The sequence below is a fragment of the Flavobacteriaceae bacterium GSB9 genome, from assembly GCA_022749295.1.
Lineage (GTDB): Bacteria > Bacteroidota > Bacteroidia > Flavobacteriales > Flavobacteriaceae > Flavisericum.
In genome coordinates this window covers 919,494-934,111 of sequence record CP062007.1, presented here as the reverse complement: position 1 = coordinate 934,111, position 14,618 = coordinate 919,494, and the positions used below count along the sequence as shown (strand labels likewise).

At 35.8% G+C, this 14,618-nt stretch carries 16 protein-coding genes and 1 other RNA gene; 10 read left to right on the top strand and 7 right to left on the bottom strand.

The features are described 5' to 3' along the window. Positions 1-364: 364 nt before the first annotated feature. A complete protein-coding gene (locus GSB9_00820; GenBank protein ID UKM64273.1) occupies positions 365-691 on the bottom strand; it encodes a hypothetical protein in 327 nt (108 codons plus the stop codon). Between the two features lie 9 nt (positions 692-700). Continuing rightward, on the bottom strand, positions 701-976 hold the full coding sequence (locus GSB9_00819; GenBank protein UKM64272.1) for a DUF2752 domain-containing protein: 276 nt from the start codon (positions 974-976) through the stop codon (positions 701-703). A gap of 192 nt (positions 977-1,168) precedes the next feature. Between GSB9_00819 and GSB9_00818 the strand changes: the two genes are divergently transcribed. Beyond that, positions 1,169-1,363, top strand: coding sequence for a hypothetical protein (locus tag GSB9_00818; GenBank protein UKM64271.1), 195 nt, complete (start codon positions 1,169-1,171; stop codon positions 1,361-1,363). A gap of 4 nt (positions 1,364-1,367) precedes the next feature. Continuing rightward, the gene (locus GSB9_00817; GenBank protein ID UKM64270.1) at positions 1,368-1,931 is read left to right on the top strand and encodes a DNA mismatch repair protein MutS; all 564 of its coding nucleotides are present in this window, start codon (positions 1,368-1,370) and stop codon (positions 1,929-1,931) included. Here the strand turns inward: GSB9_00817 and GSB9_00816 are convergent. Then, positions 1,928-2,851: a hypothetical protein gene (locus GSB9_00816; GenBank protein UKM64269.1), complete on the bottom strand. Its 924-nt coding sequence runs from the start codon at positions 2,849-2,851 to the stop codon at positions 1,928-1,930. The genes GSB9_00817 and GSB9_00816 overlap by 4 nt on opposite strands. Positions 2,852-2,991: 140 nt before the next feature. On the opposite strand from GSB9_00816, the gene GSB9_00815 reads away from it, so the two are divergent. After that, a complete protein-coding gene (locus GSB9_00815; protein UKM64268.1) occupies positions 2,992-4,134 on the top strand; it encodes a cysteine desulfurase in 1,143 nt (380 codons plus the stop codon). 3 nt (positions 4,135-4,137) lie between these two features. Here the strand turns inward: GSB9_00815 and GSB9_00814 are convergent, their stop codons facing one another. Further along, a complete protein-coding gene (locus GSB9_00814) occupies positions 4,138-6,600 on the bottom strand; it encodes a carboxypeptidase-like regulatory domain-containing protein (protein ID UKM64267.1) in 2,463 nt (820 codons plus the stop codon). A gap of 12 nt (positions 6,601-6,612) precedes the next feature. Then, the gene (locus GSB9_00813) at positions 6,613-8,301 is read right to left on the bottom strand and encodes a M23 family metallopeptidase (GenBank protein ID UKM64266.1); all 1,689 of its coding nucleotides are present in this window, start codon (positions 8,299-8,301) and stop codon (positions 6,613-6,615) included. A 177-nt stretch (positions 8,302-8,478) separates the two neighbouring features. Here GSB9_00813 and GSB9_00812 point away from each other — a divergent pair, with 177 nt between their 5' ends. The 4 genes from GSB9_00812 to rny all read left to right on the top strand — a co-directional run bounded on the left by GSB9_00812 (position 8,479) and on the right by rny (position 10,893). Beyond that, on the top strand, positions 8,479-8,769 hold the full coding sequence (locus GSB9_00812; GenBank protein UKM64265.1) for a hypothetical protein: 291 nt from the start codon (positions 8,479-8,481) through the stop codon (positions 8,767-8,769). 15 nt (positions 8,770-8,784) lie between these two features. Beyond that, positions 8,785-9,078 carry a cell division protein ZapA gene (locus GSB9_00811; GenBank protein ID UKM64264.1) on the top strand — a complete coding sequence of 98 codons (294 nt, stop codon included), beginning with the start codon at positions 8,785-8,787 and terminating at the stop codon, positions 9,076-9,078. A 53-nt stretch (positions 9,079-9,131) separates the two neighbouring features. Continuing rightward, positions 9,132-9,259: non-coding RNA, 6S RNA (gene ssrS / locus GSB9_03270), on the top strand. A gap of 59 nt (positions 9,260-9,318) precedes the next feature. Then, positions 9,319-10,893, top strand: coding sequence for a ribonuclease Y (gene rny / locus GSB9_00810; GenBank protein UKM64263.1), 1,575 nt, complete (start codon positions 9,319-9,321; stop codon positions 10,891-10,893). 220 nt (positions 10,894-11,113) lie between these two features. On the opposite strand, the gene xerD is transcribed toward rny, so the two are convergent. After that, positions 11,114-12,010, bottom strand: a complete 897-nt coding sequence (gene xerD, locus GSB9_00809) for a site-specific tyrosine recombinase XerD (protein UKM64262.1) — start codon at positions 12,008-12,010, stop codon at positions 11,114-11,116. Positions 12,011-12,232: 222 nt separating this feature from the next. Between xerD and GSB9_00808 the strand changes: the two genes are divergently transcribed. The 3 genes from GSB9_00808 to aroQ all read left to right on the top strand — a co-directional run bounded on the left by GSB9_00808 (position 12,233) and on the right by aroQ (position 14,104). Beyond that, a complete protein-coding gene (locus GSB9_00808; protein UKM64261.1) occupies positions 12,233-12,739 on the top strand; it encodes a PorT family protein in 507 nt (168 codons plus the stop codon). 266 nt (positions 12,740-13,005) lie between these two features. Then, the gene (locus GSB9_00807) at positions 13,006-13,611 is read left to right on the top strand and encodes a PorT family protein (protein ID UKM64260.1); all 606 of its coding nucleotides are present in this window, start codon (positions 13,006-13,008) and stop codon (positions 13,609-13,611) included. Positions 13,612-13,687: 76 nt separating this feature from the next. Next, positions 13,688-14,104, top strand: a complete 417-nt coding sequence (gene aroQ / locus GSB9_00806) for a type II 3-dehydroquinate dehydratase (GenBank protein UKM64259.2) — start codon at positions 13,688-13,690, stop codon at positions 14,102-14,104. A gap of 5 nt (positions 14,105-14,109) precedes the next feature. Here the strand turns inward: aroQ and GSB9_00805 are convergent, their stop codons facing one another. Further along, positions 14,110-14,592, bottom strand: a complete 483-nt coding sequence (locus GSB9_00805) for a hypothetical protein (protein UKM64258.2) — start codon at positions 14,590-14,592, stop codon at positions 14,110-14,112. Between the last annotated feature and the right edge of the window lie 26 nt (positions 14,593-14,618).

Genomic DNA, 14,618 nt, shown 5'->3' with positions numbered 1-14,618 from the left:
AATAAATGCCAAGTTAAACGATTTATTCTGTGCAATTCAGGTATAAATTAGTTTATGAAGAAATCAATATTAGCTTATAACAACAGTAGAGGTTTGTTAGCTTTAAAAAGCTTTAATACTTTATTTGTACACATTTAAAAGAATTCCTCGACTCTCTGTGTCTGGGTTTCCTTTGAAATTGTTATTCCCGAGAAATCGGGAATTTAAACAACAGAATTTCGGTTTTTGACCCAAATGGTCAAAATGAAACGAGTGAAATACACTATGGTTCTGCCTCGGGGATAGTTCGTTTCAAGAAATTCTTTTATTAAATAAAAAAGACGACCATCAAGGTCGTCTTTTCAGTATTATAAAGGATTAATATTTATTGGTTTTGCATTTGCTCCATCATTTCTTGAGATTGCTCCATTAGTTGGTCCCAGCCAACAGTAGATATTTGATAAATTGTATACACAAGATAAAGAATATTGATAATGGCTATGATTAAAGCAACAGTTTTGGCGGTGTTCATAGCTTTAACACTTGAAGCCTCAAAGTTTTCAGGATTTGATTTTACAGCATTTAATTTGCTATTTGCAATAAAAAAAGCAATTGCAGCCAAGATAACACCGGCACCCCCAAAACAGCAGCATAAAAGTCCTAAAATAGCTAAAACGTAAACAAGGGTTGGGTTGAGTTTTTGTTGTTCCATATTTAATTTTTAATTGATTAGTTTAATACAATAACTTACCACAATTGTTGCTATTGATATTATGGTAAGGGTTCCAATAACGCTATTGGAATGTTTAAATTTAAAGAAAATATTTATACCTATACAGAAAAAAAGCACGATAAGGCTATATACGGCCGGATACATTTTAAAAGCCGCTACAAATTCACCTTGAAAAACTAAGATAACAGCACGTTGTAAACCGCAGCCCAGACACTCAATACCTAGTAGTTTTTTATTAAGACAAGGAAGCATGTACTTTTCCATAAATATTTATGCTAATAACATTTTAGCGAAGTTACTAAAATGCCTTAAAAATAATAAAAACAATTTGTCGACTTATGGTTTCAAACACTGATTTGGTTCTTGGTTGTTTTAAGTTAGTTGGCAGTATTTTGTTGAATAGAGCATCGGAATACTAAATTTAATGTAATTTGCGACCGATTATTACATTTTGAAATGAAATACTTAAATTATATTTTAATAATTATCGGGGCTTTTGTCGCTATTTATGCTAAAGCTGGAGCTAGGCAAAATCAGATGGTATTAATACTTGGTATTGTAATGCTTATGATTGGTGTTTACAGGATTTCTAAATCCATACCTAGTAGAAAGAGCGACGATAACGATTCCGGTAACGCTGAAAACGAATAATGTGATGGCTTTTAAAGTTGGCGATTTTGTTTTGGTTATAGATGAAGAGCTCTCGGGAATAGTGAAAGCTATCTCTGGAAATACTGTCAAAATAGAAACTGAAGAAGGTTTTTTGCTTGAATTTGAAAGCGAAGAATTGGTTAAAAAGCAAAGTAAAGAATCTATTAACTCACAATTGTTTTCTCACTCGAGCATCAATTCGGTGATTTCTGAAAAAGAACAGTCAAAACGAAAACAATCTACAAAAAAGAAGCCCAAAGAACGCTATACGCCACCCATGGAAGTGGATTTGCACATTAACCAATTGGTGAAATCAACTCGTGGAATGACCAACCACGATATGCTAACACTTCAGTTGGATACGGCAAGGCATAAATTAGAATTCGCCATAGCTAACCGTATTCAAAAAGTAGTGTTCATACATGGAGTAGGTGAAGGGGTGTTAAAACTAGAGCTTGAGTACTTATTTGGTCGCTACAACAATGTGAAGTTTTACGATGCCAACTACCAAAAATACGGTTTAGGTGCCACCGAGGTCTACATTTACCAAAATGCACCCAAACACTAATTAAAATCAGGGGTTACCTTTCTGTTTGTTGATAGGGCATTGTTATTGAGCGTTCCGAAATTAAAAAAATCTAGGGAGATTAAAGTTAAATCTACATTTTCAATAACTAAAGTCACCTTGAAGGTTTGGTAAATGGTATGTTCCCTAAATGAGGTAGCTGGAGGTGTTCCATCCTCGGCAACATCTTTGTTTAAATAGTCGGGACCTATTTCGCTGTTAGTAATATCGTTTGCCGGGTTATTGTCTTGCGAATCGTTTTCTTCGTCTCTGGTGTCAATTAGGTCTCCATCGTCATCTTTATCTAAATAATCAGGTATGCCGTCTTCATCAGTATCTTGTGCATCATCAAAAATACCATTATTGTCTGGGTCGGGGTTTTCGTCTTTGGTTAAAATGTTGTCGCCGTCGTCATCGGCATCAATATAGTTAGGTAAACCATCCCCGTCGGTATCGTCATTTTCTAAATTGCCATCTCCATTAATGTCTTCTAATTCTGCGGGAATGCCATCGTTGTCGTCTTCGGTTAAAACCGTTTTTAAAAATGCAGTCCCACTATTGGCCTCAATATCTTCCGTTAGTTTTATTTCAGAATTGGGTATGGCATTGCAAAACAAATCGTTAAGGGTAGTGTTGCTATAAGTTCTGTAGTTAAACGGGTTGTTATCGGTTATGGTAATGGTGTTTTCATAAATGCCATTTTCATCGACAACTAAGATTTCATCTACTGAAAGACCGGTAACTTTTAAAGATAAAGATTCAGAAGGGTCACTTTTGGTCTTGTAAAAAACCAAATCATCACCACTTTCGCATACTTGAAAAGTGTCGTCAAAATCCAATTCCACAGTTATAACATCGCCGTCATCACAAGAATTAAGGGGCAATAAACTTAAGGCTATAAAGGCAAAAAATAACTTACGCATTGGCTTTCGGTTTTAGGCAAAAATAACAGAATTGTTAATTATAACGTAGCTTATTGATAATAATTTTATTTCAAGTACTTTTGAATTTTAATTAGGGCAATAAGTTTTTTTGTAACTCAAACTTATGAAGTTAAAATAATATGAAACAGGTGTATTTTGATAACGCAGCAACCACAGCCATGCGCCGTGAGGTGGTAGATAAAATGGCAAAAGCGATGCTTGAAAATTACGGAAACCCTTCATCTTCACATGGTTTTGGTAGGTCATCTAAAGTTTTAATAGAAAAAACACGTAAAAATATTGCTGCCTATTTTAAAGTGGCAGCGAGTGAAATTATTTTTACTTCTGGAGGTACTGAAGCTGATAATTTGGTGCTTAAAAGTGCTGTTAAAGATTTGGGAGTTGAGCGTATTATTACCTCTAAAATAGAGCACCACGCTGTTTTGCATACTGTGCAACAGTTGGAGTTGGATTATAACATAACGGTGAGTTATGTGAATCTTACCGAAAAAGGCGATATCGATTACGGGCACCTGAAAGCTTTGTTGGAAACAAATGAGAAAACATTAGTGAGTTTGATGCACATTAACAATGAAATCGGTAATGTTTTAGATTTAAAACAAACGGCCGATTTGTGTAAAGAACATAAGGCGTTATTTCATACCGATGCCGTACAATCTGTTGGGCATTATCAATTAGACTTGAATGAAATTCCAGTAGATTTTTTAGCCGCCTCTGCTCATAAATTCCATGGGCCAAAAGGTGTTGGCTTTGCTTTTATTAGAAAAAATACTGGCTTAAAACCCATGATTGTTGGTGGGGAGCAGGAGCGCGGTTTGCGTGCTGGTACCGAAAGTGTACACAATATTTTAGGTATGGATTTAGCTTTGGAAATGGCGTATCAAAATCTAGAAGAGGAAAGACGGATGGTGAGTGATTTAAAACAATATTTTATTGATAAAATCAAGACTGAAATTCCAGCTACGATGTTTAACGGGTGGTCTTCAAATTACGAAAAAAGTACTTATACAATTGTTAATGTTTGTTTGCCTGTTTCTCCCAAAAAGGCAGCCATGCTATTATTTCAACTCGATTTAAAGGGTGTTGCCTGTTCTAAGGGTAGTGCTTGCCAAAGTGGGAGTTCGCAAAACTCACATGTTCTATCCGAAATTTTAAGCACTGAAGATTTGCAGAAACCTTCTATTCGTTTTTCATTCAGTATTTTTAACACCAAAGAAGAAGTTGATTACGTGATTGAAGTTTTAAAAGCTTTTATAGATTAGTTTTTAAAACTTCATAGTCGTTCTAACGTTAAAAACACGAGGTGTTAAATAGTTTGGAATGGCATATTGACGCTTGGTGTCGACGTCCCTAACCCAGGTATTTGTAATAGAGTTTTGCACATCAAAGATGTTGAATATTTCAAATCCGAAGGATAGTTCCTTAAATGGCTTTTTCCAACCTCTATTGAATTGCTTTTTGGCATCAACCAAAACAAATTGTATTCCTAAATCAGCACGCTTGTAGTCGGGGAGCCTGTTTTGGTAAACATAAGGGTCGGCATAACTTGGCGAACCACCCGGTAAACCTGTGTTGTAAACCAAATTCAAATACATTTTCATGTTAGGTACATTAGGCACGTAATCTTGAAACAACGCAGCAAATTTTAAACGCTGATCTGTTGGGCGTGAAATATAACCTTGGTTGTTTATGTTTTCTTCGGTTTTTAGATAGCCAAAGCTAAACCATGACTCTGTACCAGGAACAAATTCTCCATTTAAACGCATATCCAATCCGTAGGCATAAGCTTTAGCGCTGTTGTTAGCGCGGTAACGAATACGAACATTTTCAAGGGTATAGGGGTTGACATCACTGAGGTTTTTATAATAAATTTCAGAGGTTAATTTAAAAGGTCGTTCCCACATTTTAAAACTGTAATCGTTACCTAAAACTAAATGAAATGATTTTTGCGCTTTTACTTTTGGTTGTACAACGCCATTAGCATTACGCAATTCGCGATAAAACGGTGGTTGGTAGTACATACCTGTAGCAACCCTAAACAACATATCCTTTTTCCAATCAGGTTTTATGGTGAATTGAGCTCTTGGACTATATATGGTTTGTGAAGACGATGCGATATCATCACCGCTAACCGACCAATTATGGGCTCTAATCCCAGCATTGTACCAAACATCGCTTCTGCCTAAGGTGCTGCGCTTACTCCATTGTGCATAGGCCTGAAAACGGTTTATAGTCGTGTTGTTGGTAGCCCTAACGTTATTGTATGGTTCTAACGGACCATAGAACGGTACGTAAGGTTGCTCGTTAACCGAGGTTTTTGGGGGTCTTAACGAAAAACCTGCCGAATCGATAACTTCCCATTCCACCAAACGGTCGCGTATATTTTCGTTGGTGTATTTTACCGACCATTCAATACGATTGTTGTCAATTTTAAGATCACCTTTATGCTCAATGTTCGTTATCAGGGCGTCAAGATCGTTTCTTCCGTGGGTAAGTTGACTGCCAATACCTTCACTAAATTCTACTTCGCCCAAGTTTTCATCACCTATATTATTGTTTACCTCTCCAAGTCTATATTGGGCAAAAATATCGAAGTATTCCTCTTCGGTAGTGTGGTAAGTAGAAGCAGTAAGTTTTAATGTTAAGTCGTCATTGACAAAATAAGAGCCATTAAAGGCCCCAAAAAGCGTTTGATAACGGTCTTTTTCTTGTCCTTCATAAAAAACCACGAGCGCTACAGGGTCAGCCAAAGTGCCAAAATTAGTTTGGCGCGTTTGCGGCTGGTAGTTGTATTTATTGAGAGCAGCATTTCCTAAAAAACTCAAATGGAATTTATTCGAAAATTTATAGGTAAAAAATGCTTGTGCATCAGCAAATACAGGTTGAAAGTTGGTTTTAGTCTCTTTGGCATCAACCAAAAGGCTGTTGTCGCGGTAGCGGAGCCCTATGATACCTGTTAATTTTGAATCTTTACTGATGTTTTCAACAGAAAGGCTACCGCCCAAGAGACTTAAATCGGCATTAGCTTCAAATTGATATGGGGTTTTGTAGGTGATATCTAAAACAGATGAAAGCTTGTCGCCATACTTAGCCTGAAATCCACCGGCTGAAAAATCAACATTTTGCACCAAATTTGTGTTTACAAAACTTAAGCCTTCTTGTTGGCCCGAACGCACCAAAAAAGGCCTGTAAACTTGTATGCCGTTTACGTAAACTAGATTTTCGTCGTAATTGCCCCCGCGAACCGAATATTGTGTACTTAACTCGTTGTTATTACTTACGCCGGGTAAGGTCATCAATAAATTTTCAACGCCTGCGTTGGCACCCGGAATTTTCCTGATGGCTTCGGGCTTTAAAGTAATAATGCCTTCAACTTCTTTGCGTCTGTCACCACTAACTACAACAGCTGCTATTTGTTCAACCGAGCTGCTCATTACGGGGTTAAATTCGTAAACTTCACCGTTTTTTAAATTAAAGGAGCTCTCTATTTTTTTGTGCGAAATATGGGTAAACCGTAATGTTACATCTTGGTTTATAGGAATATCAATAGTGTAAAAACCATTTTCATTGGTTTTGGTTCCGCTGTCTTTATTTGTTTTGATGTTAACGTTTTCAACCGGTAGATTGTTTTCGTCCAGAATAATTCCTTTTATGGTAGCTGTTTGAGAAAACCCAATGGTTATTATTGAAAAAAGTAAACAGGTGGTCAGTAAAAGTTTTGCTTTCAAAGATGTAAAAGTTTATTTGCGATAAAATAACGCTTCAAAAGTAGAATTATTTCCAACATTATCGGTAACAATCACTTTTAAATTGTTTTTAGTGTCGGTAATCACCCCATCATTAAAATTATGCGTTAGGGTTTTTGTTTTGTAGTCGTACTCCATTAAAATCCATTTTCCGTTTACCGTAGCTCTGTAATTTGAAATACCAGAACCCTCGTCATCTATTTTAACCTTTAAGTAGCGGTAATTGCTCATCCATTGGCCATCTTTAAAATTAGAAGGCCAAATGGTTGGCTTAACTGTATCGGTCGCCAAGATATAAAGCCCCAAGGTTCTGCTGCTCGCGGTTAAAAGGTTGCCTTTGCGTTTGGTGTTCGTGTATGCAGGAAATTTACTGTAACCAACAAGTCGGGCTATGTAAAGCTTATCAATATCTTCAGAGTTATACTTGCTAACATCAAAATGTATTGAAAAATTCTTATGGCATGGCACCGTATCATCATGCAGCTTTAGCGTATCATTCTTTACTTCAAAATCCATGTAAAAATCATCGTAAAACGTGTTTTTGTAAAAATCAACATTTACGCCGCCTTGTTTTAAGTTGGTGGTTTGGTTTGCTTTGATGAAATAAGGTGTGGTTTGGGGTGTTTTTAACACTTCTGGTTTACTGTTTTTTGTGCCTTTTACCTGAATGGTAACCCAAGATTCGTTGTTTTTAAAATCGGCGACCCTTATTTTATATACAGATTGTGTACTGTCTTTAACAGTGACTATACCATCATTAATAACCGGTTTTATGATACTCAACGGATTATTTTTTTTGAATAGTTTTTGAATGCGCTCTCTGTTTGTTGAATAGTGTTCGTAGTCTATAAGTTGATTAAGGTGTCTGGTTTCACTAAACGAAAAGCGCTTAAAGTCCAACTCAAAACACCTACTGCCATTAATAAACGTTTGGATGTTGTAAACACCATTGGAATTGGCTGCGTAATCTTGGCGGTCTATGGTTTCAATGCCAAAGCCAATTTTTCCTAGAGCTTCAATGTTTTCTGCAATATAATCGCCGTTTTGCAAGGGGGTTAACCGCAACCTTTGTTTGTCTTGCGATTTATTGATAAATGAATTTTTGTCCAAAGGATAGGCGTAAAGCGATTTCACAATAGGGAAAGAGGTGTCTTTAATGTCAATACCGAAGAGCATAGGGTTCATGGGGCGTTCTTGTTTGTCACGAATTTCAAAATGTAAATGTGGACCGCCAGAACCTCCAGAGTTGCCACTGTATCCAATCAAGCTGTCTTTGGTAATGGGTAGGGTTTGGGCATTAGGAAACACTTCAATCTCATAAGTTTCCTTTTCGTATTGATGTTTTTTAATGTAACGTTCAATATCAGGCGAAAATTTTTGTAAATGCGCATAAACCGTTGTGTAACCATTGGGGTGCGTTACATAGAGCGCTTTGCCGTAACCATAATGTGATATTTTAATGCGACTTACAAATCCGCTCGCCGATGCTTTTACTCTGAGCCCTATGCGTTGCTGGGTTTTTATGTCCATGCCCGAATGAAAGTGGTTGGAACGTAATTCTGCAAACGTACCGGAGAGTATTAGTGGAATTTCCAACGGACTTCCAAAATAATCTTGGGGGTAATTATTTTGAGCATTGGAGGCTATCGAGAAAAATAGAATAAGTAGAGGTAAAAAGCGCATAAAAAAGTATTGTGCTAAAATATTAATTAGATATCAAAACGCAAAGGTTTGGACAAAAATCGAGCCAATGTTTTGGTATAAAGAAGCATGACTTGCAATTTTTAAATTTTATGAAAAAACAATTGTTATTTATGGGAAGGTATGTTAACTTTGTGAGATAAGTATTGACATTTGCAAATGAGTAATATTGAGGATATTGTAGATTCTTTAGAAAACAAGATTAGTAAAGTATTACACAAATTAGAGCTTTTAAAGCTTGCTAATGCCAAATTAAAGGAAGAATTAGAAGTTTCTAAGCAAGAAATCCAGACCCAAAAAAGGCATATAGCCGACTGGGAAGAAAAGTATGAAGCTCTAAAAATGGCAAATACAATACTTGGTAGTGACGATAATAAAAGAGAAACTAAGCTTAAAATAAATGCATTAATTAGGGATATAGATCATTGTATTGCACAATTATCCGATTAATGTAAAATTGAATCTATGTCAGAAAAGCTTAAAATAAAGCTATCTATAGCTAATAGAGTTTACCCTTTAACCATAGAGGCACGACAAGAGGAAGGGTTGCGCAGAGCGGCTAAGAATATAGAGGCAATGATTAAGCAATTTGAGCAAAGTTATTCTGTTCGAGATAAACAAGATGTGTTGGCCATGTGTGCCTTACAATTTGCATCTCAGTTAGAACAGAAGTCCATTGATAAAGCAAATGTAAGTGAGCATGTAGAAGAAAAACTTATTGCCCTTAACGATTTGTTGCATTCGCACTTGGTCTCTTAACGTTCTTTAAAATAAAAAAGGTTACTGCCTACATTGGTTATTTTTTTTGATAAACTCAACGTTAATTCTTTAAAAAGGGTGAGTTTAAGTTGTAAAAGCAGGCTGCATGTATAGACTTAGTTTCTGTACCTAGCAGATCCTTGATCAGCTTGTTAGCCCTAAACTTGTTTTTAAGGAGTTTATACAAAACTTTATACTGGTGTAGGCTTTTTTTATATATATAATTTAACTAAATTAATGATGGACAACCCAATTATATTTGTAGTAGGAGGTGTTATTTTAGGGCTAATAATAGGCTTTATCATAGCTAAAGTACTCGAGAAGAACAACGCTTCAAAACTTGTAAAGGAAGCAAAGAAAACAGCTGGCTTAATATTAAAAGAAGCTAAAAGCGAAGGCGAAAGCATAAAAAAAGATAAAATACTTCAGGCTAAAGAAAAATTTATAGAGCTCAAATCTGAGCATGAAAAAGTTATAATGTCGCGGAATAAAAAGATGGACGATGCCGTTAAGCGTACTCGCGATAAAGAGTCCCAAGTTTCCAGCGAACTTTCCAAAACGAAAAAATTAAACGAAAGTCTTGAGGGTAAAATAAGCGATTATAACCACAGGCTAGATGTACTTGATAAAAAGCAAGAAGAGCTTGATAAATTGCATAAAAGCCAAGTACAGCAGTTAGAGGTTATTTCAAGCCTTTCGGCAGAAGAGGCTAAAGAGCAGTTGGTGGAATCCTTGAAAGGGGAGGCTAAGAATGATGCCATGACATACATTCAAAGCACATTAGAAGAGGCAAAACTAACGGCTGAACAAGAAGCCAAAAAAGTGATTATAAATACCATTCAGCGTATCGGGACAGAAGAAGCTGTTGATAACTGCGTGTCTGTTTTTAATATTGAATCTGATGACGTAAAAGGTCGTATAATTGGTAGAGAAGGACGAAATATTCGTGCTATTGAAGCCGCAACAGGTGTAGAGATTATTGTAGACGATACCCCGGAAGCTATCATTTTATCTTGTTTTGATTCTGTTAGAAGAGAGGTAGCGCGATTGTCACTTCATAAATTAGTAACAGACGGAAGGATTCACCCTGCACGTATTGAAGAGGTTGTTAAAAAGACCAAAAAACAAATAGAACAGGAAATTATAGAAGTCGGTAAACGCACTGTTATCGATTTGGGGATCCATAATCTAAACCCTGAGTTAATTAAAATGGTAGGTAGAATGAAATACCGTTCTTCTTACGGACAAAACTTATTGCAACACTCGCGTGAAGTTGCTAAGCTTTGTGGTGTGATGGCAGCAGAACTTGGTTTAAACCCCAAGTTGGCAAAACGCGCCGGTTTATTGCATGATATAGGAAAAGTGCCAGATGCAGAGGCAGACATGGAAACGCCTCATGCTATTTTAGGTATGCAATGGGCAGAAAAGCATGGCGAAAAAGCAGAAGTTTGTAATGCTATTGGAGCGCACCACGACGAGGTAGAAATGAAATCATTGTTAGCACCAATTGTGCAAGTTTGTGATGCTATATCGGGAGCTAGACCTGGAGCTCGACGACAGGTTTTAGACAGCTATATCCAACGTTTAAAAGATTTAGAAGATATTGCCTTTGGATTTACGGGGGTTAAAAAAGCTTATGCTATTCAGGCGGGTAGAGAACTTAGGGTAATTGTTGAAAGTGAAAAGGTGGACGACCAAAAGGCGGCCGACTTGTCATTCAACATTTCTCAGAAAGTTCAAACCGATATGACTTACCCAGGACAGGTTAAAGTAACTGTAATAAGGGAAACTCGAGCGGTGAATATCGCTAAATAATGTCCTGTCATTCCTGCGAAGGTAGGAATTCATAACAAATATTAAAATCCAGTTTAAACATAAGCTGGATTTTTTTGTTTCGACTGTTAAGTTGCTGGCTGACTCTTTTATATTTGTTGTTCTCAATTCGGTCTATGGTAGATTTCAAGAATGTTTTATGATATCAAATTAGGAACGGATTGAGGCATCACATAACGAAGGGGCTATTTAAAATTTAACGCTATTTCCTCGGGTGAAATTGCTCAACAACGTTTGTTAAATGGTTCTTGTCTAAATGCACATAAATCTCTGTTGTAGTTATACTTTCATGTCCTAACATGAGTTGTATTGAGCGGAGGTCGGCATTGTTTTGCAGTAAATGGGTGGCGAATGAATGCCTAAAAGTGTGTGGCGATATGTTTTTCTTAAGTCCGATTTTTTCAGCCAACTGTTTTATTATCGTGAAGATCATAGCTCGGGTTAGCTGTTTGCCGCGTCGGTTTAAAAATAGGGTGTCCTCAAAACCAGGTTGTATTTTTACGTGTGGCCTAACCGATTTAAGATAAATGTTGATGTATTTTTGTGTTAAGCTTACAATAGGAACAAAGCGCTGTTTGTTTCCTTTTCCCGAAACTTTAATGAAGCCCTCTTCAAAAAACAGGTCCGATATCTTTAGGTTTGTAAGCTCGCTTACGCGGAGCCCACAGCCATAAAGTGTTTCCAGAATGGCACGGTTTCTTTCGCCCTCAGGTTTGCTTAAGTCAATAGCTTTAATGATTTGGTCAATCTCTTCTTCAGACAATGTGTCCGGTAGTTTTCTGCCCGTTTTAGGCGATTCGATGAGTTCTAGTGGGTTGTCTTTTCGGTAATCTTCAAAAACTAAATAATCAAAAAAACTCCGTAACCCCGAAATTAACCTAGATTGTGACCGCGCATTAACCTTTTTTGCCGTATGATAAATAAAATTTTGAATAGTAGCTGTGTGAATATCAATTGGCGATATGGTTATTTCATTTTCTTCAGTAAACGAAATAAGTTTTTTTACATCTAGCGCATAATTGGAAATAGAGTTGGGCGATAGGCCGCGTTCTATTTTTAAATAGAGTTGGTAATCTTTTAGTGCATTTTGCCATTTCATCTGGATAAAATTACAGAATTATAGATTATAAATGGGGTAATATGAATACGTATTTATACGTATTTTTCAAACAAAATGTTAATAACTTTTATTTTAAATAATTGATATTTAAATATTTGCGTTAAAATGTTAATAAAAATGTTAATAACATAGTGCTCTTTATGGTTTTTGTCAAAAAAATAGCGTTAATTTGTTGAAATCAAACTAAAAACATTATTTATTATGAAAAAATTATTTTTACTATCGATTTTTGCGATATTCGCAATTGGGAGTGTTAATGCGCAAAATTTTGGAGTTAAAGCGGGAGCTGATTTTGCTTCAGCCAAAACTAAGGGAGACGGATTTAGTGTGTCAGTTTCTGAAACAGGGTTCTATATTGGTGCTTTTGCAGAAATAGAAGTTTCTGAATCTTTTAACTTTCAACCAGAGGTGCTTTATGTTTCTATAGAAGACCTTGATCAAATCCACATTCCATTGATGGCTAAATTTCCTATTTCTGAAGAATTCAACATTCTGGCAGGTCCGACTTTAGGAATCATGCTCGATTCTGAAGATGGTATGAGCTCTTTAAATTATGGTCTTGAGGCTGGTGCATCTTATGATATTTCTGAAGAATTTTTTATTGAAGCAAGATACAACTTGGGTTTAGCTAATCTTATTGAAGATGCACCAAGTGGCTATTCAGTTAAACTAAGTGGTTTGTTTGTAGGATTAGGATATAAGTTTTAATATTCCTAATTTAACAAGAATTAATATGAAAGGGAAGCTAATGGCTTCCTTTTTTTATGAAACTTTTTTGACGTGGGGAGTAGGTTGTCTTAGAAACCTTTTTAGTATTTATACTTCAATAATATAATTTTATTGTATCTACCTGACTATTAGTTAAATAAAGGTTTAACATAATTAAAAGTAGTAAATTGAGGAATTGTTCTGTAGTTTTTGTCTTAAAAATAACTTTTATTTGTAATAATTTTAAACTAAATATTTTAATTATTATGAAAAAACTAGTACTGTTATTGATTTTATCAGTTTTTACAATTAACGGCATTAATGCTCAGAACGACTCGGGAGATTTTACCTTAGCACCTCAATTGGGGCTAAACTTATCGAATTATTCAAGTAATGAAGATTTGAGTAACAAGATAAGAACAGCCTTTAATGTTGGTGTGTTGGGAGAATATTACTTTAACGACCGATGGAGTTTGCGTTCGGGGTTACTATATGATTCAAAAGGAACAAAGCTTACACAGTCGGGTAACGATTATATTGACAAATTAAATTATGTCGCATTACCACTTCACGTTAACTGGCATTTTGGATCATCCAGAAATTGGTTTCTTAATTTTGGACCTACTCTAGGGTTTTTGGTTAGTGCAAAGGCAGATACCCCAGATGGTGAATTTGATATTAAAGATCAATTAGATAGTACTTTCGATATAGGTTTAGGTGTTGGTATTGGTTATAAGTTTTATGTTTCTAATGATACTGAGTTTTATATTCAATATCAAGGTTACAATGGTTTTATCAATATTATTGATGTCGATTTTAATCTTACAAATGCCACTTCAGCATTTAATATCGGTGTTATATTTATGCCATAAGTAAAACAATAAATATTATAAAAAACCGAAGCTTAAGCTTCGGTTTTTTTATTTCATTATTTTATATATTTACTTTATGAAAAAAATAATGATTATCAATGGGCCCAACCTAAATTTATTAGGTAAACGTGAACCCAATATTTATGGCAGCCTGACCTTTACGGAGTTTTTTGAAACTATAAAAGGCAAATTTTCTAATGTTGAGCTTAGTTACTATCAATCGAATATAGAGGGCGAAATTATTAATAAATTACATGAAGTTGGGTTTAGCTACGATGGTGTTATTTTAAACGCAGGTGCCTATACGCATACTTCAATTGGTATAGGAGATGCCATTAAAGGCATTGAGACTCCAGTTGTAGAGGTTCATATTTCAAATACGTTTGGCAGAGAAGAATTTAGGCACCAATCATATATTTCGCCAAATGCTAAAGGAGTTATTTTAGGATTTGGATTGCAGAGCTATGAGTTGGCGATTCAGAGTTTTTTATAGGCGTACTAAAAGCATACGCCAAGCGTAATGCCCCAAATAAAACCACCAACGGCTTGATTGTCTACCAATGCTACACCACCACCAATATAAGGGTCTAATGTAATCGAGTTGCCAATTATAAATTGATGGCCTAAAATACCATCAATCTCGAAACCAAAAGCGCTTGGTTTACCGTTATACCATGACGTGTCTTTTGACTGAGCGTAAACAGCTAAAACCCTTGGGCCCAAATGGAATCCTTCTGGGGCTGTTTGGTTTAGGTAGTAACGCGATTGAATACTAACTCCGTAAAGGTTTATATCGGGCTCTGAACCGAAGCCTAAACCAATTTCAATTGAACTGTTGTCTTGAATATTAAATTCATAGCCTAACTGATAAAAATTGTATTCTGGAACACCGGAAAAATCAGCTTTTATAACACCTTTTTTTTGGCAGTACGCATTTAAAGTGATTGTAAAAAAGGCTATTAGAGCTATACTATGTTTCATAGAGAAAAGGCAAATAAAAAATGCAA